At 34.3% G+C, this 18,512-nt stretch carries 16 protein-coding genes; 3 read left to right on the plus strand and 13 right to left on the minus strand.

Annotated elements, in window-relative coordinates:
• Window positions 1-71 precede the first annotated feature (71 nt).
• From gap to AC1Q8M_RS21935, 10 genes are all read right to left on the minus strand, one after another.
• On the minus strand, window positions 72-1,076 hold the full coding sequence (gene gap / locus AC1Q8M_RS21890; protein ID WP_000161234.1) for a type I glyceraldehyde-3-phosphate dehydrogenase: 1,005 nt from the start codon (window positions 1,074-1,076) through the stop codon (window positions 72-74).
• Between the two features lie 26 nt (window positions 1,077-1,102).
• A complete protein-coding gene (cggR, locus tag AC1Q8M_RS21895; RefSeq protein WP_001258185.1) occupies window positions 1,103-2,131 on the minus strand; it encodes a gapA transcriptional regulator CggR in 1,029 nt (342 codons plus the stop codon).
• A 136-nt stretch (window positions 2,132-2,267) separates the two neighbouring features.
• Window positions 2,268-2,513 carry a glutaredoxin family protein gene (locus AC1Q8M_RS21900; RefSeq protein ID WP_098361559.1) on the minus strand — a complete coding sequence of 82 codons (246 nt, stop codon included), beginning with the start codon at window positions 2,511-2,513 and terminating at the stop codon, window positions 2,268-2,270.
• A gap of 9 nt (window positions 2,514-2,522) precedes the next feature.
• Window positions 2,523-3,830: an RNA polymerase factor sigma-54 gene (gene rpoN / locus AC1Q8M_RS21905; RefSeq protein WP_098361560.1), complete on the minus strand. Its 1,308-nt coding sequence runs from the start codon at window positions 3,828-3,830 to the stop codon at window positions 2,523-2,525.
• Window positions 3,831-4,131: 301 nt separating this feature from the next.
• Entirely contained in the window at window positions 4,132-4,329 is a 198-nt protein-coding gene (locus AC1Q8M_RS21910; protein ID WP_000505575.1) for a hypothetical protein, read from the minus strand.
• A gap of 19 nt (window positions 4,330-4,348) precedes the next feature.
• The gene (locus tag AC1Q8M_RS21915) at window positions 4,349-5,569 is read right to left on the minus strand and encodes an ABC transporter permease (protein WP_098855478.1); all 1,221 of its coding nucleotides are present in this window, start codon (window positions 5,567-5,569) and stop codon (window positions 4,349-4,351) included.
• Window positions 5,570-5,572: 3 nt separating this feature from the next.
• On the minus strand, window positions 5,573-6,457 hold the full coding sequence (locus tag AC1Q8M_RS21920; RefSeq protein ID WP_000863493.1) for an ABC transporter ATP-binding protein: 885 nt from the start codon (window positions 6,455-6,457) through the stop codon (window positions 5,573-5,575).
• A gap of 94 nt (window positions 6,458-6,551) precedes the next feature.
• Complete coding sequence (locus tag AC1Q8M_RS21925; RefSeq protein ID WP_098855477.1) at window positions 6,552-8,024, minus strand: S8 family peptidase; 1,473 nt, start codon at window positions 8,022-8,024, stop codon at window positions 6,552-6,554.
• Window positions 8,008-10,164, minus strand: a complete 2,157-nt coding sequence (locus AC1Q8M_RS21930; protein WP_098855476.1) for a peptidase domain-containing ABC transporter — start codon at window positions 10,162-10,164, stop codon at window positions 8,008-8,010. Before AC1Q8M_RS21930 ends, AC1Q8M_RS21925 begins: the two co-directional genes overlap by 17 nt.
• Window positions 10,165-10,183: 19 nt before the next feature.
• Window positions 10,184-10,438 carry a response regulator transcription factor gene (locus AC1Q8M_RS21935; RefSeq protein WP_000757187.1) on the minus strand — a complete coding sequence of 85 codons (255 nt, stop codon included), beginning with the start codon at window positions 10,436-10,438 and terminating at the stop codon, window positions 10,184-10,186.
• A gap of 267 nt (window positions 10,439-10,705) precedes the next feature.
• On the opposite strand from AC1Q8M_RS21935, the gene AC1Q8M_RS21940 reads away from it, so the two are divergent.
• Complete coding sequence (locus AC1Q8M_RS21940; RefSeq protein WP_000640554.1) at window positions 10,706-11,635, plus strand: polyprenyl synthetase family protein; 930 nt, start codon at window positions 10,706-10,708, stop codon at window positions 11,633-11,635.
• Between the two features lies 1 nt (window position 11,636).
• On the opposite strand, the gene AC1Q8M_RS21945 is transcribed toward AC1Q8M_RS21940, so the two are convergent.
• Window positions 11,637-11,804 carry a hypothetical protein gene (locus AC1Q8M_RS21945; protein WP_000617614.1) on the minus strand — a complete coding sequence of 56 codons (168 nt, stop codon included), beginning with the start codon at window positions 11,802-11,804 and terminating at the stop codon, window positions 11,637-11,639.
• A 116-nt stretch (window positions 11,805-11,920) separates the two neighbouring features.
• Between AC1Q8M_RS21945 and AC1Q8M_RS21950 the strand changes: the two genes are divergently transcribed.
• Together AC1Q8M_RS21950 and AC1Q8M_RS21955 are read left to right on the plus strand one after the other, a co-directional pair.
• Window positions 11,921-14,236 carry a sensor histidine kinase gene (locus AC1Q8M_RS21950; RefSeq protein ID WP_098361562.1) on the plus strand — a complete coding sequence of 772 codons (2,316 nt, stop codon included), beginning with the start codon at window positions 11,921-11,923 and terminating at the stop codon, window positions 14,234-14,236.
• 5 nt (window positions 14,237-14,241) lie between these two features.
• Entirely contained in the window at window positions 14,242-14,895 is a 654-nt protein-coding gene (locus tag AC1Q8M_RS21955; protein ID WP_000582194.1) for a response regulator, read from the plus strand.
• A gap of 37 nt (window positions 14,896-14,932) precedes the next feature.
• Here AC1Q8M_RS21955 and AC1Q8M_RS21960 read toward each other — a convergent pair whose 3' ends face one another.
• Complete coding sequence (locus AC1Q8M_RS21960; protein WP_098855475.1) at window positions 14,933-18,091, minus strand: type 2 lanthipeptide synthetase LanM family protein; 3,159 nt, start codon at window positions 18,089-18,091, stop codon at window positions 14,933-14,935.
• Between the two features lie 154 nt (window positions 18,092-18,245).
• Window positions 18,246-18,479: a mersacidin family lantibiotic gene (locus AC1Q8M_RS21965; protein WP_326037087.1), complete on the minus strand. Its 234-nt coding sequence runs from the start codon at window positions 18,477-18,479 to the stop codon at window positions 18,246-18,248.
• Window positions 18,480-18,512 lie beyond the last annotated feature (33 nt).

Raw genomic sequence — 18,512 nt, forward strand, 5'->3', positions numbered from 1 at the left:
AAACGAAAGAAGAGAGAGAGGGAACAAACCCTCTCCCTCGTTTTGTCATTGATAACTTATATAATTAAGAATTAAAGACCTTTTGAAGTCATGTAAGCTGCTAAGTCTACTACGCGGTTAGAGTAACCAGTTTCGTTATCGTACCAAGAAAGTACTTTAACCATGTTACCTTCCATTACCATTGTAGATAATGCATCGATTGTAGAAGAAGCTGTACATCCGTTATAGTCGATAGATACTAATGGCTCTTCGCTGTATCCAAGGATACCTTTTAATTCGCCTTCAGCTGCTGCTTTGAATGCTGCGTTTACATCTTCAACTGTTACTTCTTTGTCAAGTTCAACAACTAAGTCAACAAGAGAAACGTTAGCAGTTGGAACACGTACAGCGCCACCGTTTAATTTACCTTTAAGTTCTGGTAATACTAATGCTACAGCTTTAGCTGCACCAGTAGATGTTGGGATCATGTTTTCAGCTGCTGCACGAGCACGACGTAAATCTTTGTGTGGTAAGTCTAAGATTTGTTGGTCGTTAGTGTAAGAGTGAATTGTTGTCATCATTCCGCGTTTTACGCCGAATTTTTCGTTTAATACTTTAGCGAATGGAGCTAGACAGTTTGTAGTACAAGAAGCGTTAGATACTACGTTGTGGTTAGCTGCATCGTATTGTTCATGGTTAACACCCATAACTACAGTGATATCTTCGTCAGAAGCTGGAGCTGAGATGATAACTTTCTTAACTGATCCACCTAAGTGTTTTTCAGCGTCTGATTTTTTAGTGAAACGGCCAGTAGATTCTACTACTACTTCTACTCCGTAGTCGCTCCATGGTAATTGAGCTGGGTCACGCTCAGCGATAACTTTAATTTCTTTACCGTTAACAACGATGCTGTTTTCGTTAGCAGATACTTCTGCATTTAAAGTTCCGTGAACTGTGTCATATTTTAAAAGGTGAGCTAATGTTTTAGCATCTGTTAAGTCGTTGATTGCTACTACTTCTACCTCAGAGTTGTTAAGAGCTGCGCGGAATACGTTACGTCCGATACGTCCAAATCCATTAATACCAATTTTAGTCATTTGAATTTCCTCCTTGGGGGATTATATTAAAGGGTAAAACCCTTTGTTAATTGTTTTGCTGCACCTTCATCTGTAATTAGAATTGAAGTGTGCCCTTGCTTTATTACAGCCTGTATTGCTTTTGCCTTTGAAGAACCTCCAGCGACTGCAACAACGTGAGATACATTTTGTAAATCCTCAAGTTGCATACCAACTGTTCTTACTTTATGAACAACATTTCCTTCTTCATTAAAGTAGTAACCGAAAGCTTCGCCAACTGCTTCGCTTGCCTGAATCTTTAACCAATCTGCTTCTGAAGTACTTCTGCGACGTGCCATTGTTAACGCATCACCTATTCCATGAATGACGATATTGGAAGATCGAATCAACTCAAGAACTTCTTTCACGGAAGGCTCTGTCACAATAGACGCATATGCTTCGCTACTAACATGGTCTGGAACATACAATAAGCGATAATTACTCATCGTATTTTGCGCCATCTTGGCACAAATGGTATTGGCTTCTAATTCAACACCTTCTCCAATTCCACCACGTGCTGGGACAAATAGCATATGTAAATCTTTGCAATCCAGTTGCATCATGTCCGCAGCAGCAGCTAGCGTAGTTCCTCCAGCCACAGCAACGATATTATTCGCTGTCAGACGGTCTTTTATACAAGTCACACAAGCACGGCCCATCTCCAGTTTGACCCAAGGTGATTCATCACTATCACCAGGGACAACGAAAACTTCATCCAAGTCTAATGTTTCCTTAAGTTGCTTTTCTAAAACCTTTAACCCGGAAATTTCTTTCATAAAGTCTTCCAAAGCAAGAACTAAAGCTGTTCCTTCTTCTGTCAAAGTCATTCCAGAAGAAGCGACGTGAACTAAGTTTTGTTCTTTCAAAACTTGAACTTCACTTCGCAATACTCGTTCTGTCATACCGAGGCTTGCTGATAAGTTTCTTCTTCCGATCGGCTGCATGAGCCTAATGTATTGAAGAATTTGCATTCTCGTTTGCATAACAGGTAGCAGATCAGGTAATAATTTTTTTGTGTTCTGAATCCATGAGCGCATATCTTTTCTCCTCACTACATTGGTTCATTTTTCCTTCGTGGTCACTTTACGTCCCGTAGTGACATTTTGTGTCCCACATAGGTTAAAAAAATAATCCCTGCTACGTGTATTATTGTAACAGGAGATAGAAACTTATTCAACTCTTAACTGCATTCTTTATATAGTTTATTATGACACCTTTGTGAATGTTACCATATTCTAGTTGTTTTCCGTCCATTTCTACAACCGGAATCATTAAGTGATATTTTTCTAAAAGGTCATTATCTTCATATATATCTATTTCCTCGATTTGAAAAGAATATTCACATTGTACTTCCTGTAAAACTTGTTTCGCCTTCACGCAAAGGCCACAATCTTTTTTAGTATACAGTACAACTTTCATCTTCTTCACCTATCCAATCGTTTTTCGTAATGACGAAGCTGGGATATGCATTTGTTCTCTATACTTCGCCACTGTTCTTCGAGAAATAACAATTTCATGCTTTTCTTCTAATAATTTTGAAATCTTTTGATCTGAAAGTGGCTTTTTCTTATCCTCTGCCCCAACTAGCGTTTGAATAAATTGTTTTACACGTTTTGTAGAAACTGCTTCATCTTCAGTCGTCGAAACGGCATTGCTAAAGAACGATTTCATCTCAAATAAACCGTGTGGTGTTTGCACATATTTATTTCGCGTCGCACGACTAATTGTTGATTCATGCACACTTAACTCTTCCGCTACCTCTTTTAAAGCGAGAGGTCTTAAATACTCTGGACCTTTCCAGAAGAAATCACGTTGTTTTTCCATAATAATATTCATCACTTGCAGCAGCGTCTGTTTCCTCTGCTTCAAACTGCGCATAATCCACTGCACATGCTGATACTTTTCTGATACGTAAGATGCTACTTCACTTTCACTATTATTAAGAAGCGCACTATATTCAGAATGAATTTCAATTCTCGGCATATTTCTCTCATTCATTTGTAAAACGAGGCGATCGCCATCTTTTTTCACCGCCATATCAGGCACAATATAAAGTGGTTTATCTGAAGAAAACGCAAGACCTGGTTTTGGTTGTAATGACGTTATACAATTTACCGCACTCTGTAATTCCTCATTACTACATTTCAACACTTGAACGAGCTTTCGCCAATCTTTCTTCACAAAATAAGCGAAATGATCTTCTACAACCTCTTCTGCTAATCCATTCCGTCTTTGTAAGCGCTTCAATTGCAAGGTTAGACATTCCTGAATATTACGCGCCCCTACCCCTGCTGGTTCCAGTGATTGGACAAGCTCTACAGAGCGGTCGACTACATGAATATGCGCAGAAAGGAGCTCTGCTAACTCTTCATTCGTTTCTTGTAAATATCCATTTCCATCCATGTTCATAATAATGAAAGAAGCTACTTTTCGCTCTTCTTCATCTATTTTATAATACTGTATTTGATTTAATAAATGTTGCTGAATCGTTGTAGAATCCACACTGTAGATCTCCATCTGATTCTCGACTTGTTTGCTGGTACTTTTACTGTTGTTAGAGCTCTTTTTCTTCTCCCTCTCAAAACCACCTAACTCAATAAGGGGATTCTCTAACGATTGCTCATACAAAAACTCCGATAATTCTTGTACATTATACTGGAGCATTGTAATCGCTTGCCTTAACTCTTGTGTCATTGCCAAACGTAAGCTTTGTTCTTGTAAAAGACTTGCCTTCAAACTAATCTCCCCCTTGTTTCTATTGTACAATAAGTTTGGTAAAAGGAGAATGCTATCACAGACACCCATTCCAAAATATTATTAATTTATATGTATTAATGAGATTTACAACTTACAACCTAAATTTGAATAATATTGAAAGAAAATAATAAACTCAATTATTTGTTACCACATACTAATAGTAACCCTTAATTTTATATATAACAACATTAAATTTATCTCTGTTCAATTCCAAAATAAAAAGAGCAGTTTAGGTATAGTGACACTTCACTATGCCTAACTACTCTTTTACGATTCTTAATTAAGAAAGAAACCTCTTATTTAAAGCTAAGGAACTTTGATTCCTAATTACATAGGAATCATAGAGATAATCGTTCGATTCACTAGACGCTCCTTGAATTCCTCTCATCTCTTCCACAGACAACTCAACTATTTTTTTCACGCTTCTCTCGTTATTACTATCCATCATTTTTTGTTTTCTTTTCGAAAAAAATCCCATAATTTATTCCCCCCTGCAATTAATTATTTTTTAACAATTGAATGAATTTAAGGCTCTTACCACTTCTTAATACACCTTTCGGATAGACCTTCGCTGCAAACATAGCAATTAAGCTAATGCTAGCCAGTAATACAACCATAGATGTAATAATTTCTAAACTCCCAACGGATCCATTAATAATCCTAACTACCATACTAATTGGAGCTGTAAACGGAACATATGATGTCACCCTTGATACTAGCCCTTCAGGGTTATCAAGTACTACTAATAACTCCACCACTAAGCTTCCCATCAATATAAGAGTAATCGGCATCGTTGTTCCGGATAATTCTTCTGGCCTGCTTACCATAGAACCAAACACTGCGAAAAGTGCCGCATAAACGAAGTAACCGAGAACAAAATATAACAAGAAATATGCAGCATGCTCACCTGTAATCATATTTACATCAATATTCACTCCAAAAAACGAATCCGATACCTTAAAAATTCCAGATTTAATATATAGCGCCATACTAAGGAAGAAAATAAATAACTGTGTCAAACTAGCAAGACCGACTCCTAATATCTTCCCAAAGACCATGTGAACAGGCGACACCTTCGTTACCATCACTTCCATAACACGCGACGCCTTCTCTGACGCTACCGCTGTAGCAATCGCATTTCCATACGAAGTAATTGCTAAGTACATAATCGCTACTAATAAATACACCAGTAAGAATGAGCTTGTTTCTTCGTTATTTAAGTTTTGCTTTTTCGCTTGCACGTTCATCGTCAGTGATTTCACAGCCTCTTCTGATAACTGTTGTTTAACTACCGCACTTTGAAAATACTGATTTTGTACAAATACCTGCGCACTTTGAATCAACTTAGGATTATCCACCTTCATAAAGTAATCTAATACTGGTTCAACACCCGCACCCTCTTTTAATATAAAGAGCGCTTCGACTTTCTTATCTAACAAATCTTGCTTATATTGATTTAATTTTGTTTTATCACCTAAAGACCAATCCCATTCTGGAAGAGCTTTACTAAGATTAGATTGATCCAAAGTAACATTAGGTGCTTCGGAAATAAATACAACTTTTGCTTTTTCTTTCTCTCCAGAAAACTTTTGTACTAAAGTTGGAAAGGAGAATAAGAATATCCCTCCCCCTATTAATAACAATGTCATCCCAATAAATATTTTCGTCCTCACACGATCCCAATACGTTTGCCCTAAAACAATCCAGAAATTCCTCATTACTTATGCACCCGCCTTTTCAACAAAGATTTGATGTAAAGAAGGTTCTTTAATAGAAACATCTCGGATATATTGTTTAGTTTTAATGTCTTCAAGCAGCGAAAATGCGTCCTCTCCATCATTAACTTTAATCATGAACGTACGATTAACTTTTTCAAAATTGAAATTTTTCTTCTTAAGAATAGGTTCAATATCCCCTTCCGTTTGCAACGTCATATATTTGTATTGATAACTTTTCTTAATATCTGACAAGGCACCCGATAATACAAGTTGACCATTTTTCATAATACAAATTTCCTCACAGAACGTTTCTACACTGTCCATTTGATGACTACAGAAGATAATCGTTTTTCTTTGCGCGATTAACTCGAGCACAACATTTTTTAACATCTCTGCATTTACAGGATCCAAGCCACTAAATGGTTCATCTAGTATGATGAATTCCGGATTATGCAATATCGCTGAAATCAATTGAATTTTTTGTTGATTTCCCTTTGACAATTCCTCTGTTTTCTTCTTTAAATGTGGTGTCATTTCTAATTTTTCTAGCCACTGTAACGCATGCCTTTTTGCAAGATTAGCTGGCATTCCTTCTAACTTGCCGAAATACACCAATTGCTCCACTACATTCATTTTCGGGTATAATCCACGCTCTTCTGGTAAATAGCCAATAGATAGGTCTTTCTTTGAAAAAGGGCGATTATTCCATAGAATTTGGCCGCTATCCGGTTTGATTAAATCTAAGATCATACGAATCGTTGTCGTCTTACCAGCACCATTCCGGCCCAGCATCCCTAAAATTCCACCTTCTTCTACACGTATATTTAAATCATTAACGGCTTTATATTCACCAAATGTTTTATTTAATCCTTGAATTTCAAATGCCATATATAACATCCCCTTTACTGTTTAATAAAGTAAATAACTGCCATTCCTAAAGCAATTCCGCCAATCATAAGTAAAAACTTTTTAAAATTCATCTTTATCTCTCCCATTTTTTGAAATTTGTATTTCGAAAATCAAGTGCACCCTTCGCATTTACAATACCTTTTCCAAAATATTTTTTTCCGTCATCTAATGCCGGTTTGGCCCCCTGATATAATCTTGTTTTAACAAATCCATTACTAGGCTTCAGCCTAAATTTTTCTTTATATTCCGCAATTACAAGTGCGGCTGTAGCAGAAACTTTAGGAACTGCTAGACTCGTTCCAATCATCAGCTCATACCCTCTATCAAACCCTAACCATTCACTTAGCTGAGATTGCGGAAGGTTTGTAGGATATGTGGTTAATACCATAGCTGTTTCATCTCCCACTTTTTCACTTTCCCACAAAGATCCATAATCCCCTGATGGAGCTGCAATATCAACATTGGTTCCATAATTAGAGTAATAAGCTAATCGATCATCTTTATTTGTTCCCGCAACAGTTACTACCCCCGGTAAACCTCCTGGCATATGAAGTTGTAAGTCGTTTTCATATCCTCTTTGCTTAGCTAATTGAAAAGGATTTGAAATATCGAATCCTTCTGTTCCAGAGGAAGCTACTAGCAAACTCCCTTTACTATTCGCATACTCTATTGCTCTTTTATAAGCTAAGTACACAGCTCCTTCTTCTGGATCTTTAATGGACTTGTATGTTCCTAAACTTAAATTAATAACATCCATACCATCATTTGCAGCCTCTACAATAGCTTTAATAATCCAGCTTGAATCCGCAGAACTACCTTGAAATACTTTGTATGGTACAATCCCAATTTTGGGCGCTACCCCCTTTATTTTCCCATCAGCAGCTATTAACCCAGCAATCATTGTTCCATGACCAATATTATCTTCAATTGATTCTACATTCGGAACTAAAATTTTCCCCTGACTAACTATATTTCCCTTTAGCGCAGGATGATTTACATCAATCCCACTATCAATAACACCAATCTTTACACTATGATTTCCTTGTTCAATTTTATAGCTCTCTCCATTTTCTGTTACCTTATCGACATCCCATTTCCATTTGCTATAATCGACCTCTTCTTGTTCTAATTGTGAAGGTGCGTATTTTGTTATATTCGAAGGTTTCTTTACTATAGCGGGCGGCTTTAATTCCACTACATCCTCTCTACCTGCTTTTTCAATTATCCCTTTATAATTTTTTAATAAATGCTGCTTCGCTTCTTGTAATCTTTCTAAATTATCACCTTCGATATTCAGCATCTTAATTTCTTTTATTACTTCTAGCTTTAAATCGGGATATTTATCTCTAATTTCCTTTATCATCTCATCCGTATTTTCACCTTGCCTCAATGTAAACACATACGAATTTTCTTTAATTTGATTATGTTTCATTTCTTCAGCGCTTATCGTACTAACTCCAACTATAGGAAGGTTTAATAATAATACTACTGTAATTCCAGCACCTATTTTCGCTATAGTGTTTCGATATTTAGGCCAATCTTTCACTTTTAATCCCTCCTTTTACTTCCTGAGCTTTTGACAATTGATAATAATACCCTTGCTTCTCAAGTAATTCTGTATGTGATCCTATCTCTACAATTGCTCCCTTATCCATAACAATAATCTTATCTGCATTCTTAACCGTACTTAACCTATGTGCAATGACAATCCTTGTACATAACATATCAGTTAAATTCTCATCAATAACTCTTTCAGACAATGTATCAAGTGCACTTGTTGCCTCATCTAATATTAGAATAGATGGGTTTGTTACCAATGCTCTAGCTAATATTAATCTTTGCCTTTGCCCACCAGAGAAGTTAACTCCAAATTCAGATACCATCGTTTGAAAATTTAATGGTAGCATCATAATATCTTCTAATATATTCGCTTGCTTCGATGCCTCAATTACTCCATTCGGAGGCACCCCTTTCCTTTGCGCAATGATATTTTCTCCTACCGTTTTGTTAAACAATCTCGCTTCTTGGAAAACAACGCCTATTGATTTCCTTAAAAATTTCAAATTTAACTTTTCGCTTTCAATCCCATCAAATCGGATTTTCCCATTCGTTGGTGTATATAGTCCGAGAAGCATTTTTACAATTGTACTTTTTCCAGACCCAGACGCCCCAACAATTGCGACCTTCTCACCAGCTTTGATTTTAAACGAAACATTCTGAATTGCATCTTCACTGAAATAATTGTGACGATAAGAAACATTGTCAAACTCAATATCACCATTCAGTTTCTTAATTCCTGAAAATTGATTGACCTCTCTCTCCGATCTCGCATGCATTACATCGTAAATCCGCTGAATATAGGAGCTAATATAAATCAATTCACCATAGCCACTCCCAATGGAGATAATCGGAGTTATAAACGAAATCGCTAACGCATTAAAGCCGAGTACACTTCCTAATGTCATATTTCCAGCTAGCACCTGTTGTCCACTGAACCAAAGCAGAAACAACGGTAAGATAAATTGAATAGAACCCGCTAATGTATTCATCAATGCCGTCCATATAGATCTCTTCTCTGCATGAATAAGCTGAGAACCAAAGCGTTCTTGCCATTCTTTATACACTTGCTTTTCCAATCCCATAACCTTCACGTCACTAATCCCATTAATACTCTCAGACAAAATCCTTTGAACTTGAGCTTGAGCCGAAACCTCTTTATCAGCTAACTTCTTAGAAACAGTCGTGCTCATGACAAGTAGGGCGAATATAACACTCCCAACTGCTAACACAACGAATCCTAATAAGGTCGAATAACGAAACATGAAGAATAAGTAAGTGAAAAGCAGAATTCCATCTATAAGAAAGGAAATTACCTTAGTAGATAATATTTGTCTAATATATACATTGGAATTTGCCCTAAATAACAGTTCTCCCATAGAGCGATTCTCAAAAAAGTTATAAGAAAGACTTAATAGTTTTTCTATAAAACTTTGCATTAAAGACATATCAATTGCCGTTTGCAACTTCGCTATTAGGAAACCTCTTAACGAAGCAAATACTTGATAACTTATTAGCAATACTAAAATGCTGTAACCTATCATATTCATATAGCTCGGATCTCTCGGAATAATTACATGGTCAGTCATCCAACTTGTGACAAATGGAATCACCAGCGCAAAAGCCTGAATTATCAAAGAGGCTAATACAATTAAAGCTATTAATTTCTTTTTCCCTAACACAAACGATAAAAAGAATTGCAAATGAGAGACACCTTTTTGTTTTTGAAATGACTCATCTGGTTCTAGTGTTAATACAAATCCAGAATACTTTTCCTCCATTTCTTTTTTAGAGATTTTATTTCTTCCGTAAGCAGGGTCTATAACTATAGCCCCCTTTTTTGTCACTTTCTCTAGGACTACATAATGTTTATGTTCCCAATGGATAACTGCTGGTAATTTAACTTCACTTAAAGCTTCATATTCAGCTTTATATCCTTTTACTTGAAAACCATTTTCCCTAGCAATATGCATAAGCTGGTATAAAGATGTACCACCTTTCGGAACACCAAACTCTTCTCTTAATTCAGCTAACGAAACATGCTTTTCATAAAAACTAAAGACCATCGCCAATGAGGCTAATCCACATTCGCTATGTTCCATCTGTTCTATAAAGGGCACCTTTGCCATTTTATTCCCCCCTATCTCTTTAACTATTAATCATAGCAACACCCTCATGGTTACCATGATTAAAATTAAATTCAAATGTAATTAATCCTAAAAAATATGCAGCTATTCCAATTTGGACCCTTGAATGTATTTCTAACTTTCTTTTAATTGAGGCTACTAATTCCCCCACTCTCCTTCTACTAATAAATAACTCCCTTGCTATTTCAACATCCTTCAAACCTCGTGCAATCAACACAGCTACTTCTTTTTCTCGACCACTTAAAACTTTCTTCATCATTCTCCTCCTTTATTCTCAATCCATATTAGATTATTTTTTCTCGTTTATTAAACTGTGTTGTCTTAATCTGTACTCATATCATATCCTTCTTTTAAACGTTATTGTCCGCAATGCACGTTGTAGTTACCGCAAACAAATTAGCGGGATTCTCCGCAACATCTTCATAAAAAAAACATATCGCATTTGCGATATGCTTAATTGTGAAGATGTCCCTCTTGTGTTACAATTGGAATATTCCGAATTTTTACAAAAGGGGAGCTGCGAGTGATTTATTCATTACAAAATGAATTAATTTTGCGTGCAAAAAAACTGGTTTATGGACATTTTTTCGAATCTACATTACGTCAATGTTCTTCAGAATATATTGAATACAAATTCAATGATTCTACTCGTTTTGCTAACATCACTCTCGTACATTATGAAATATTTCAAGATAACCAAAATGAAGAGGAAAAACAATTACTGCTAACAATTATAGAATTACTTATGCTCGCTCTAGATATTATGGATGATATTCAAGACGAAGATTTCTTAGAAGGACCTTGGACAAAACATCCAATTGCCACAAATCTCAATATAATTATGGGATTTTTACTTATTTGTTTGCAAGAAGTTGACAAGGCTTCCCTTTCAATTCAAATGAAAAACTGGCTCAAAAATGAAATACACTCTTCTATTTTAAACTCTATTAATGGACAACAACTAGATCTTAAAAATGAAATCCATTCCGAGAAAGATTATATTGATATGGTAACTCACAAATCTGGATATCTAATTAAACTTGCATGCTTATTAGGAACAGGGAATATCAACCCTATCCAGCGTTCTTTAATTGAAAACTACGCACTATGTATAGGCGTTATTAATCAAATAAAAAACGACATGCGTGATATTATGCAATGGGATAAGAAAAATGATTTTCTTAATTTAAAGAAAACTTTACCAATACTATATTATTTAAATAGTAAAAATGATAACTTTATACTTATAAAAAAGTTCTTTAATCAAGAGATACAATATGATGAATTAAATAATCAAACATTAGATTCTTTAAAACACATATTACTGTACGGTGGATCAATGGAGTACTGCTCCGTTATGCAGAACCTATATGTATACAAATCAAAAGGATACATCGAACAACTTTCACTCAGTCAAGCAAATAAGGATAGGTTAATTGATACTCTAATTTAGTTTACTTCCATGTCTCAGCAGCTTTACTAAGTAAAGACGATTTATTTAAAGTACCTAAAATAATTTCTAATTCTTGTTTTGATATACCATCAATGGCTATTGTTCCTTGACTACACACATTTTTAAATTGAATATCTTCTAATATACGTTCAACTAATTCTCTAATCATATATCGTTCACCCCACCAATTTTTATAGTTTTATATTATTACATATTCTTTTGCTATTATCCGCAATCCTATTGCGGGATTCCGAAATTATATATGATAGTGAGGTAATTCTAGCAATGATTAAACAACGTCCAATTTATTTCGTAATTTCATTAATAATTTTTTACTTAATCATACAAAGTTACATCCTCTACAAGTTTTATCAGCCTTACAGTGGCATTATCGCTTCTAAAGAAAAACATAATACATATACAATCAGTCAAATTGATACGTCGGGTTGGGCTGCAAAAACAGCCTTAAAAGCAGGTGATGAAATTTACAAAGTGGATGGGGCGAATCCTTATTTAGGGGTTTTCAAGCGATACCAAAATCAATTTTTAAATGCAACTGAAATTCAAACTATACAGAATGATAGGATTTCTACTTATAGCACAACAGCTACTTCAGACAACGAAGAGCTGATTATTACATTATATCTACCAATGATTTTTTCTCTGACCATTTTAAGCTTATGCTTTATTGTCTATAGAAATAAAGCTATAAGGCGAGAAGAGCGTTATTTTATGCTTTTTTTATTAGCAACCTCTATTAGCCTTTCCGCCTCTTCTATATCTAGTAAATCTGATTTTGGCGGACTCTTAATTATAAGTATCTCTTTTCAAAGTGTATCTTTATTTCTTACTTTATTTTTATATCAGCTGTTTAAGCGGAAGGAAATTATTATTATACATAAAAATGTGATTAGATTTCACATTTTTCTATACATGACCGTTATTACTACCGGCTTATTATCCGTTACCTTTCTTCCAAATTTGCAACAAATCTCTGCTTACACAGATTTAGCTTATTTATGTTTTAGTATTCTTTTAAGTGTATATTTCCTTTTAAAAGGATACATAAAATATAGAAATACTTTACACAGGCCTTTTTTTAAATTTATGTTAGTTATCCAATGTATTTCTTTCGGGCCATTTATAATGCTATATGCTCTTCCAAGGATATTATTTAATGCAGCCATTATTAGGGCTGATATTGCAGCATTATTCCTATTTTGCATTCCAATTGGCTACTTTTATTTAATATTAACAAAGCAAATCTTTGATATTGATTTTATGTTTGATCGTGTTCGGTACTACTCTTTGCTTTCATTACTTCCAACTATCATTATTACATTAATTATAAGCTGGGGTATTAATCCTGATGAGCGATTCTTTATTAGACTCATGCAAAATTTCATTATCATTTTCCCTTTAAACATACTGTTTCTTGTAATAAAAGAACGATTAGATTTCACATTTCGCAATCAATTATTCAGAAGCAAAACCAATTTACATGTAAGTATTGATCAATTCGCACAACAACTTTCTTCCATTATGAAAGTAAAAGATTTAGAGAAAAAATTTATGAATGAAATTATCTCCCTACTAAAACCGTGTTTTATACAATTTATTGAGTTTGATACAAAACAAAATACATATAATTGTTATAAAAGTTACGGAGAAACAGAAAAATTTAATCTTTCGAAAAAGAAACAATGGGGAATGGAATCTGGGTATATAAATGATTTATTAGAAGATGACGGATGCATCGGTATTTATTTATATTCTACCCAAAACACAAAGCATTACATTTGGGTCGGAAATAAAACCAACAATATTAAATTTAATATCAATGAAAAAACTTGGTTTATTGCTATCGTAAAATATGTACGTCTAGTTTATGAAAACCTAAATTCAGTTAATCAAATCATTCAATCTTTAGAAAAAGAAAGCATAGCAAATAAAACACACTCAGCAACTCTTTCGCGCCTACTATTTCAAATCTCAGAAACTGAAAGGCGTCGGCTTGCTGCGGACCTTCATGACGCTGCCCTGCAAGACCAAATTGTCTGGTATCGTAAACTAGAAACCGTATTAAAAGAACATACTGTACCAGGTGAATTGCAGGGACAATTAGAAAAAATAAAATTCGGTATGTTTGATGTTATTCAACAAATTCGTGACACTTGTAATGAATTAAAACCGGCTCTTCTATCTGAAATTGGTCTTATAGGTGCACTTAAAGAGCTATTAGCACAAATGCAACTACGTACTAATTTCCGAATTCAATTTGAATATGACTCAATACAGGAGAATCATTACGAATTTGATAAAATTTTATCTATTTATCGTATTATCCAAGAATTATTAAACAATGCTGATAAGCACTCTAATGCAACCTTAATTAATATATTTTTATGGGAAGAAAATAATTGTATTTATCTAGATTATCGTGATAACGGCATCGGTTTTAATACCCAAGCCCCCTATTCTTCAAATAAACATATGGGTTTATCTGGAATCAAAGGGCGCGTTCAAGGAATAGGAGGCGAAATTCAGCTTATTTCAGAAATAGGAAATGGACTACAAGTAAATATTACTATACCGAGGTGAATAAAATGATACACGTTTTGATTGTAGACGATCACCAAATAGTGGGTGAAGGTACGAAAAATATGATCGAATTAGAAGAAGATATTCAAGCAACATACATTTTAAACGAACAGGAAGCAATTTCTCAAAGTTCAAAAACACCTTTTGATATATATCTTTTAGACATGAACATGCCTAATTATAGTGGACTTGATGTGGCTCAAAAACTTTTACACATACAACCAGATGCAAAAATTATTCTCTACACAGGCTTCGAATATTTATCACAATTTAATTTATTAATAGATTCTGGTATTAGCGGTATTGTTAGCAAATCAGCATCACAGCAAGAGTTATTAATGGCTATTCGGGCCGTCTTAAATGGGTATACTTTAATTCCAATTTCTTTATTGCGACAACTTCGAGTTGAAGATATGACTGTTGATAACTTAGATACGAAAAGAGCATCAAGCCATGTTACAATTACACAAAAAGAATTAGAAATTCTTGAATCCATTGCGAAAGGAAAAAGTAATAAACAAATTGCAGATGAATTATATATGAGTTCTAGGGCTGTTGAATATAATTTAACGAAACTGTTTAAAAAGTTCAAGGTGAGTTCTCGTTCTGAAGCATTAGCTGAAGCTGTTCGAAAAGGTATAATAAATGTAAATGTATAATAAAGACATTCTACCAAAAGGTAGAATGTCTTTTCATTTATCCTTTTACATTTTCTAATGTCATAACGGATGGAATTTCATTCGGTTGTAATAGTCTTAACAACTGCATACCAACTCCTGCTATCCCTACAAACATACCAAATGATTGAATATCATCTGGTGCATCACATTGATAACTACCAGTTTCTCTATAATTATTAATAACTTGTATGCCAATTTGTAACGCCTGTTCATACAATTCTTTATTACCATACAACTGTGAAACAGCCAATAGTAATTCCGTGTCCCCCATATTCCCATGACATAATGTATCATTATTTTTAAATCCATACTTTCGTACATTATCTACAGCCACTCGAATTTCTTCGTCCATTTCTACATCTTCTTCATAGCTTCTTACTAAAACTCTACTCAATCCTATTCCAGTGGAACCGTGGCACCATTGATGTAAGCACTTCTTCTCACTCTCTCTTGTGTCTTTCCACGCACTTTCTTCTTTTTCAAACAATGATCGATCATAAGCAAATGCTTTTTTAGCTAAATCAATATATTCTTGATTCCTATTCTTAATCCCTGAACGCCATAAGCTCCAAGCGATACCACTCGTCCCATGAGAAAAACCGCCTAAATAACTGTTAGTATGTTTATTCTTCCACGCTACTCCACTTTCTAATATTGATACATTTTCCACCAAATGCTTACTGTACATATCAGCAAGATCTAAATAATCTTGATCCTTTGTCATTTCAAATAAATTAAGAGCCACTTGAATAACTCCTGCTGAGCCACTTAACAAATCAAACTCTTCTTCTTCTTTGAGCCTTTCTTTTAATTCTACTTTTATTTCTTCTAAAAAATCCTGATATTCTTTTCTAGGACTTATAGATTGAAAATGTGCTAATGGATATAACAATGAATATTTACCCAAGAAGGTCGATAGAAGCCCCTTCGCTTTCGATAAAGGGTTCATCGCTGACTTCAACGCCTTATGAGCAACCTCTAAATATTTTTCGTTTCCTGTAACCTTATTTAGATACAATAAGAATAGTGCTACGCCACCTAAACCGTCATATAAATTTTGCTTCATAGGGGCAACATACCACTTGTCGTGAATAACATTTGCTTGTAACCATGAAGCCGTTGTTTTATCATCTGATAATACTACATTCTCTACTAAAGACTCTCCGATGTTTATAGCTTCCTGCAAGATTGTCTCCTGATGATTTTCTAACAATTCACTTCTATACTCCCCTTTTCTTCCCACTTTAATATCAACATCTCTATTTCCCTGTATTGCCAACTTCAGCCATCCTCGTTGCTTTTCCAATTCCTTATCATCAAAATGATAAATTCTATTATATACTTGCTCATAACCGCTCTCCTTAAAAAAGTCTTCCATCCTTTCACCTGTACTACTATATAGATCTCGTGAATCTGTAAAAGTCGTAAATATAGGAACATCCGCACGTAATAAGTCTTGAATCTCATGAATGACCAGTTCCTTATTTTCATATGGGTAATACCATACTCTTTCAAATAATTGTTCCAATAAAATTGAATCTCTCATATAGTCTGGATGTGTAGACTCTTGTAAGAAATTACAATATTGTTGAGTCGCCCTAGCAACAATGCGAATTTTATTTTCTCTAAATGTAATTAAAGGTCCTCTTTCTGATAAAATCTCTTCCTTATACTCGATAAAAAATTTACACATTTCCTGAAAACCATCAATAATAAAGGTTAAATAATCCTCTACATAAATTTCTTCTACTCCAAGTTTCGGTAGATTTTTAGCACTTTGACTTTTGGCTTCTTTCATAGTAAATTCCATTTCATCCTTACTATTTTGATTTAAAGCCAACACCTTAAACGGCAAATCTTGCTCTTTTCCATTTAAAGCACTTAAATCTATACCTTTTCCATCGATGTTTTGAAACATAGCTTGCGGTAACAATCCAGATCCTATAACTGAATCGCTTTGTTCATATTTCAATTTTACTTCCGCACTATCCGGAAAATTCAGTTTTGGATATTGATGAAAAATCGTCTCCGAATCAATAATGTATGGATACTCTCCATGAGCAATTATATTTTCAAAATGCAAATCAGCACCTTTTAACATATGCATTAAACCAATCAACTTACCAAAACGTAAATAGTAGCGCTCCACCTCTTCTTTAGAAGAGCACGGTTTATACAATATTTTTTCTTCCCATCCATATTCACCAAAGTCTAAAACTTTATATGATGGAAGTTGTATACTTCCACTTACCTCATTCATCCATTCTAAAAATGCATGGTACGATTTCGTAATTTCCATAGACTTTGGCTTGTATAAAATTTCTTTACCTGAAGAGAATACAAGCTGGACAACTGTTTTCCCTTCTTGATGTGTATCTCCTAATCCAACCTTAATTTCGCTTAATGATACATCCTGCAATTGAAATTCTTTTTGTAACTGTAGCCAATTTTCATTCAAACGAAATAGTAACATTTGAACATTTTGTATAAAATACTCTGTTCTCAAAATTAACCTTCGTGTTAATGTTGCGTATTCCTCATAGAACGCAATTAAATTCTCCTTATTTCTAGCTTTCTCTCTGACAAAGGAAAGAAATCGCTCTTCTGGAGTCTCTCCTACTAGTTCTTCTCTTAGTTTTGCAATATTAAATTCTAAGACTAGTGATCGCACCGCATTATTTAATAACTCTTCTACTAAAGATCGAACTAACATTTCTTTAATCTCTTCATGCTCATAGCGTATTTTATTTAATCTATATTTCAACGAACTATCTATCATTTCGGCTGCATAAAGTGCAAACGGCCTAACAAATTCTATAAACCCTAAATCTTCCTCTGCACTTAATGGTTTACTTTCACACAACTCTATTCCCATTTCTAACAAGCGCAAATTCACATGTTCATTTAATTCATCTATATATAAATGCTCTTTTGATTCAGGGATTTTCTCAATTAAACTCGCAAAATCTTCTTTTGTCATTTCATTCATTTTTAATTTAAAATCAAAATCAGCTTTATTACTTCTAAACATTTTATCTATCCATTTATTTAATTGGGCTAAATTTAAATCCTCCGATAATAATAAATCTCTTCTACTCTTTAGCGTTTTATAACGCTCTTTCAAATTAAGACTCTTCGCAAATGCCTTTTCATTTATATATGAGTGAATTAACATAATAATTTAATCCCCTTCCTTATTTTAAAATCCATATTCCAATAAATTGGTCCCCTTCAGGGGAAACAGATTCCAACATTCGATTTTTCGCATTCGAATATTGGAATCTGTTTCATTCAAAAGGAGATGAATACCCCTTTCGAATGAAACCTATCTACTTACAAATTTTAATTGATGCCGTTATTCCTATAATTACTCCCACACAAAGTGGTGTTGTTTCTGGTTGTACATCTGATGCCCCTTGAATTCCCGCTAGTTCTTCCTCACTTAATTCATTTAGCGCTTTTCCTGATGGGTGTTTCGGTAAGTCTTTTAACTTTTCTCTTACTTGTGGATCTTTCCAAGCCTCTACTAACTCTTCTTTTGTGAACTTGTATCCTTTTGACATTTCATTCATCCTCTCGTTTTATTTTTTATTTTT

The sequence above is a fragment of the Bacillus sp. GW823-FHT06A10 genome, assembly GCF_058795375.1.

What these genes read in the sequence shown, in the direction of transcription:
- AC1Q8M_RS21930 (WP_098855476.1), bottom strand. Translation starts at nt 10,164, where the DNA reads ATGGCAAAGGTGCCCTTTATAGAACAGATGGAACATAGCGAATGTGGA.
- AC1Q8M_RS21960 (WP_098855475.1), bottom strand. Translation starts at nt 18,091, where the DNA reads ATGTTAATTCACTCATATATAAATGAAAAGGCATTTGCGAAGAGTCTT.
- AC1Q8M_RS21955 (WP_000582194.1), top strand. Translation starts at nt 14,242, where the DNA reads ATGATACACGTTTTGATTGTAGACGATCACCAAATAGTGGGTGAAGGT.
- AC1Q8M_RS21950 (WP_098361562.1), top strand. Translation starts at nt 11,921, where the DNA reads ATGATTAAACAACGTCCAATTTATTTCGTAATTTCATTAATAATTTTT.
- cggR (WP_001258185.1), bottom strand. Translation starts at nt 2,131, where the DNA reads ATGCGCTCATGGATTCAGAACACAAAAAAATTATTACCTGATCTGCTA.
- AC1Q8M_RS21910 (WP_000505575.1), bottom strand. Translation starts at nt 4,329, where the DNA reads ATGGGATTTTTTTCGAAAAGAAAACAAAAAATGATGGATAGTAATAAC.
- AC1Q8M_RS21920 (WP_000863493.1), bottom strand. Translation starts at nt 6,457, where the DNA reads ATGGCATTTGAAATTCAAGGATTAAATAAAACATTTGGTGAATATAAA.
- gap (WP_000161234.1), bottom strand. Translation starts at nt 1,076, where the DNA reads ATGACTAAAATTGGTATTAATGGATTTGGACGTATCGGACGTAACGTA.
- AC1Q8M_RS21965 (WP_326037087.1), bottom strand. Translation starts at nt 18,479, where the DNA reads ATGTCAAAAGGATACAAGTTCACAAAAGAAGAGTTAGTAGAGGCTTGG.
- AC1Q8M_RS21900 (WP_098361559.1), bottom strand. Translation starts at nt 2,513, where the DNA reads ATGAAAGTTGTACTGTATACTAAAAAAGATTGTGGCCTTTGCGTGAAG.
- AC1Q8M_RS21945 (WP_000617614.1), bottom strand. Translation starts at nt 11,804, where the DNA reads ATGATTAGAGAATTAGTTGAACGTATATTAGAAGATATTCAATTTAAA.
- AC1Q8M_RS21915 (WP_098855478.1), bottom strand. Translation starts at nt 5,569, where the DNA reads ATGAGGAATTTCTGGATTGTTTTAGGGCAAACGTATTGGGATCGTGTG.
- AC1Q8M_RS21935 (WP_000757187.1), bottom strand. Translation starts at nt 10,438, where the DNA reads ATGAAGAAAGTTTTAAGTGGTCGAGAAAAAGAAGTAGCTGTGTTGATT.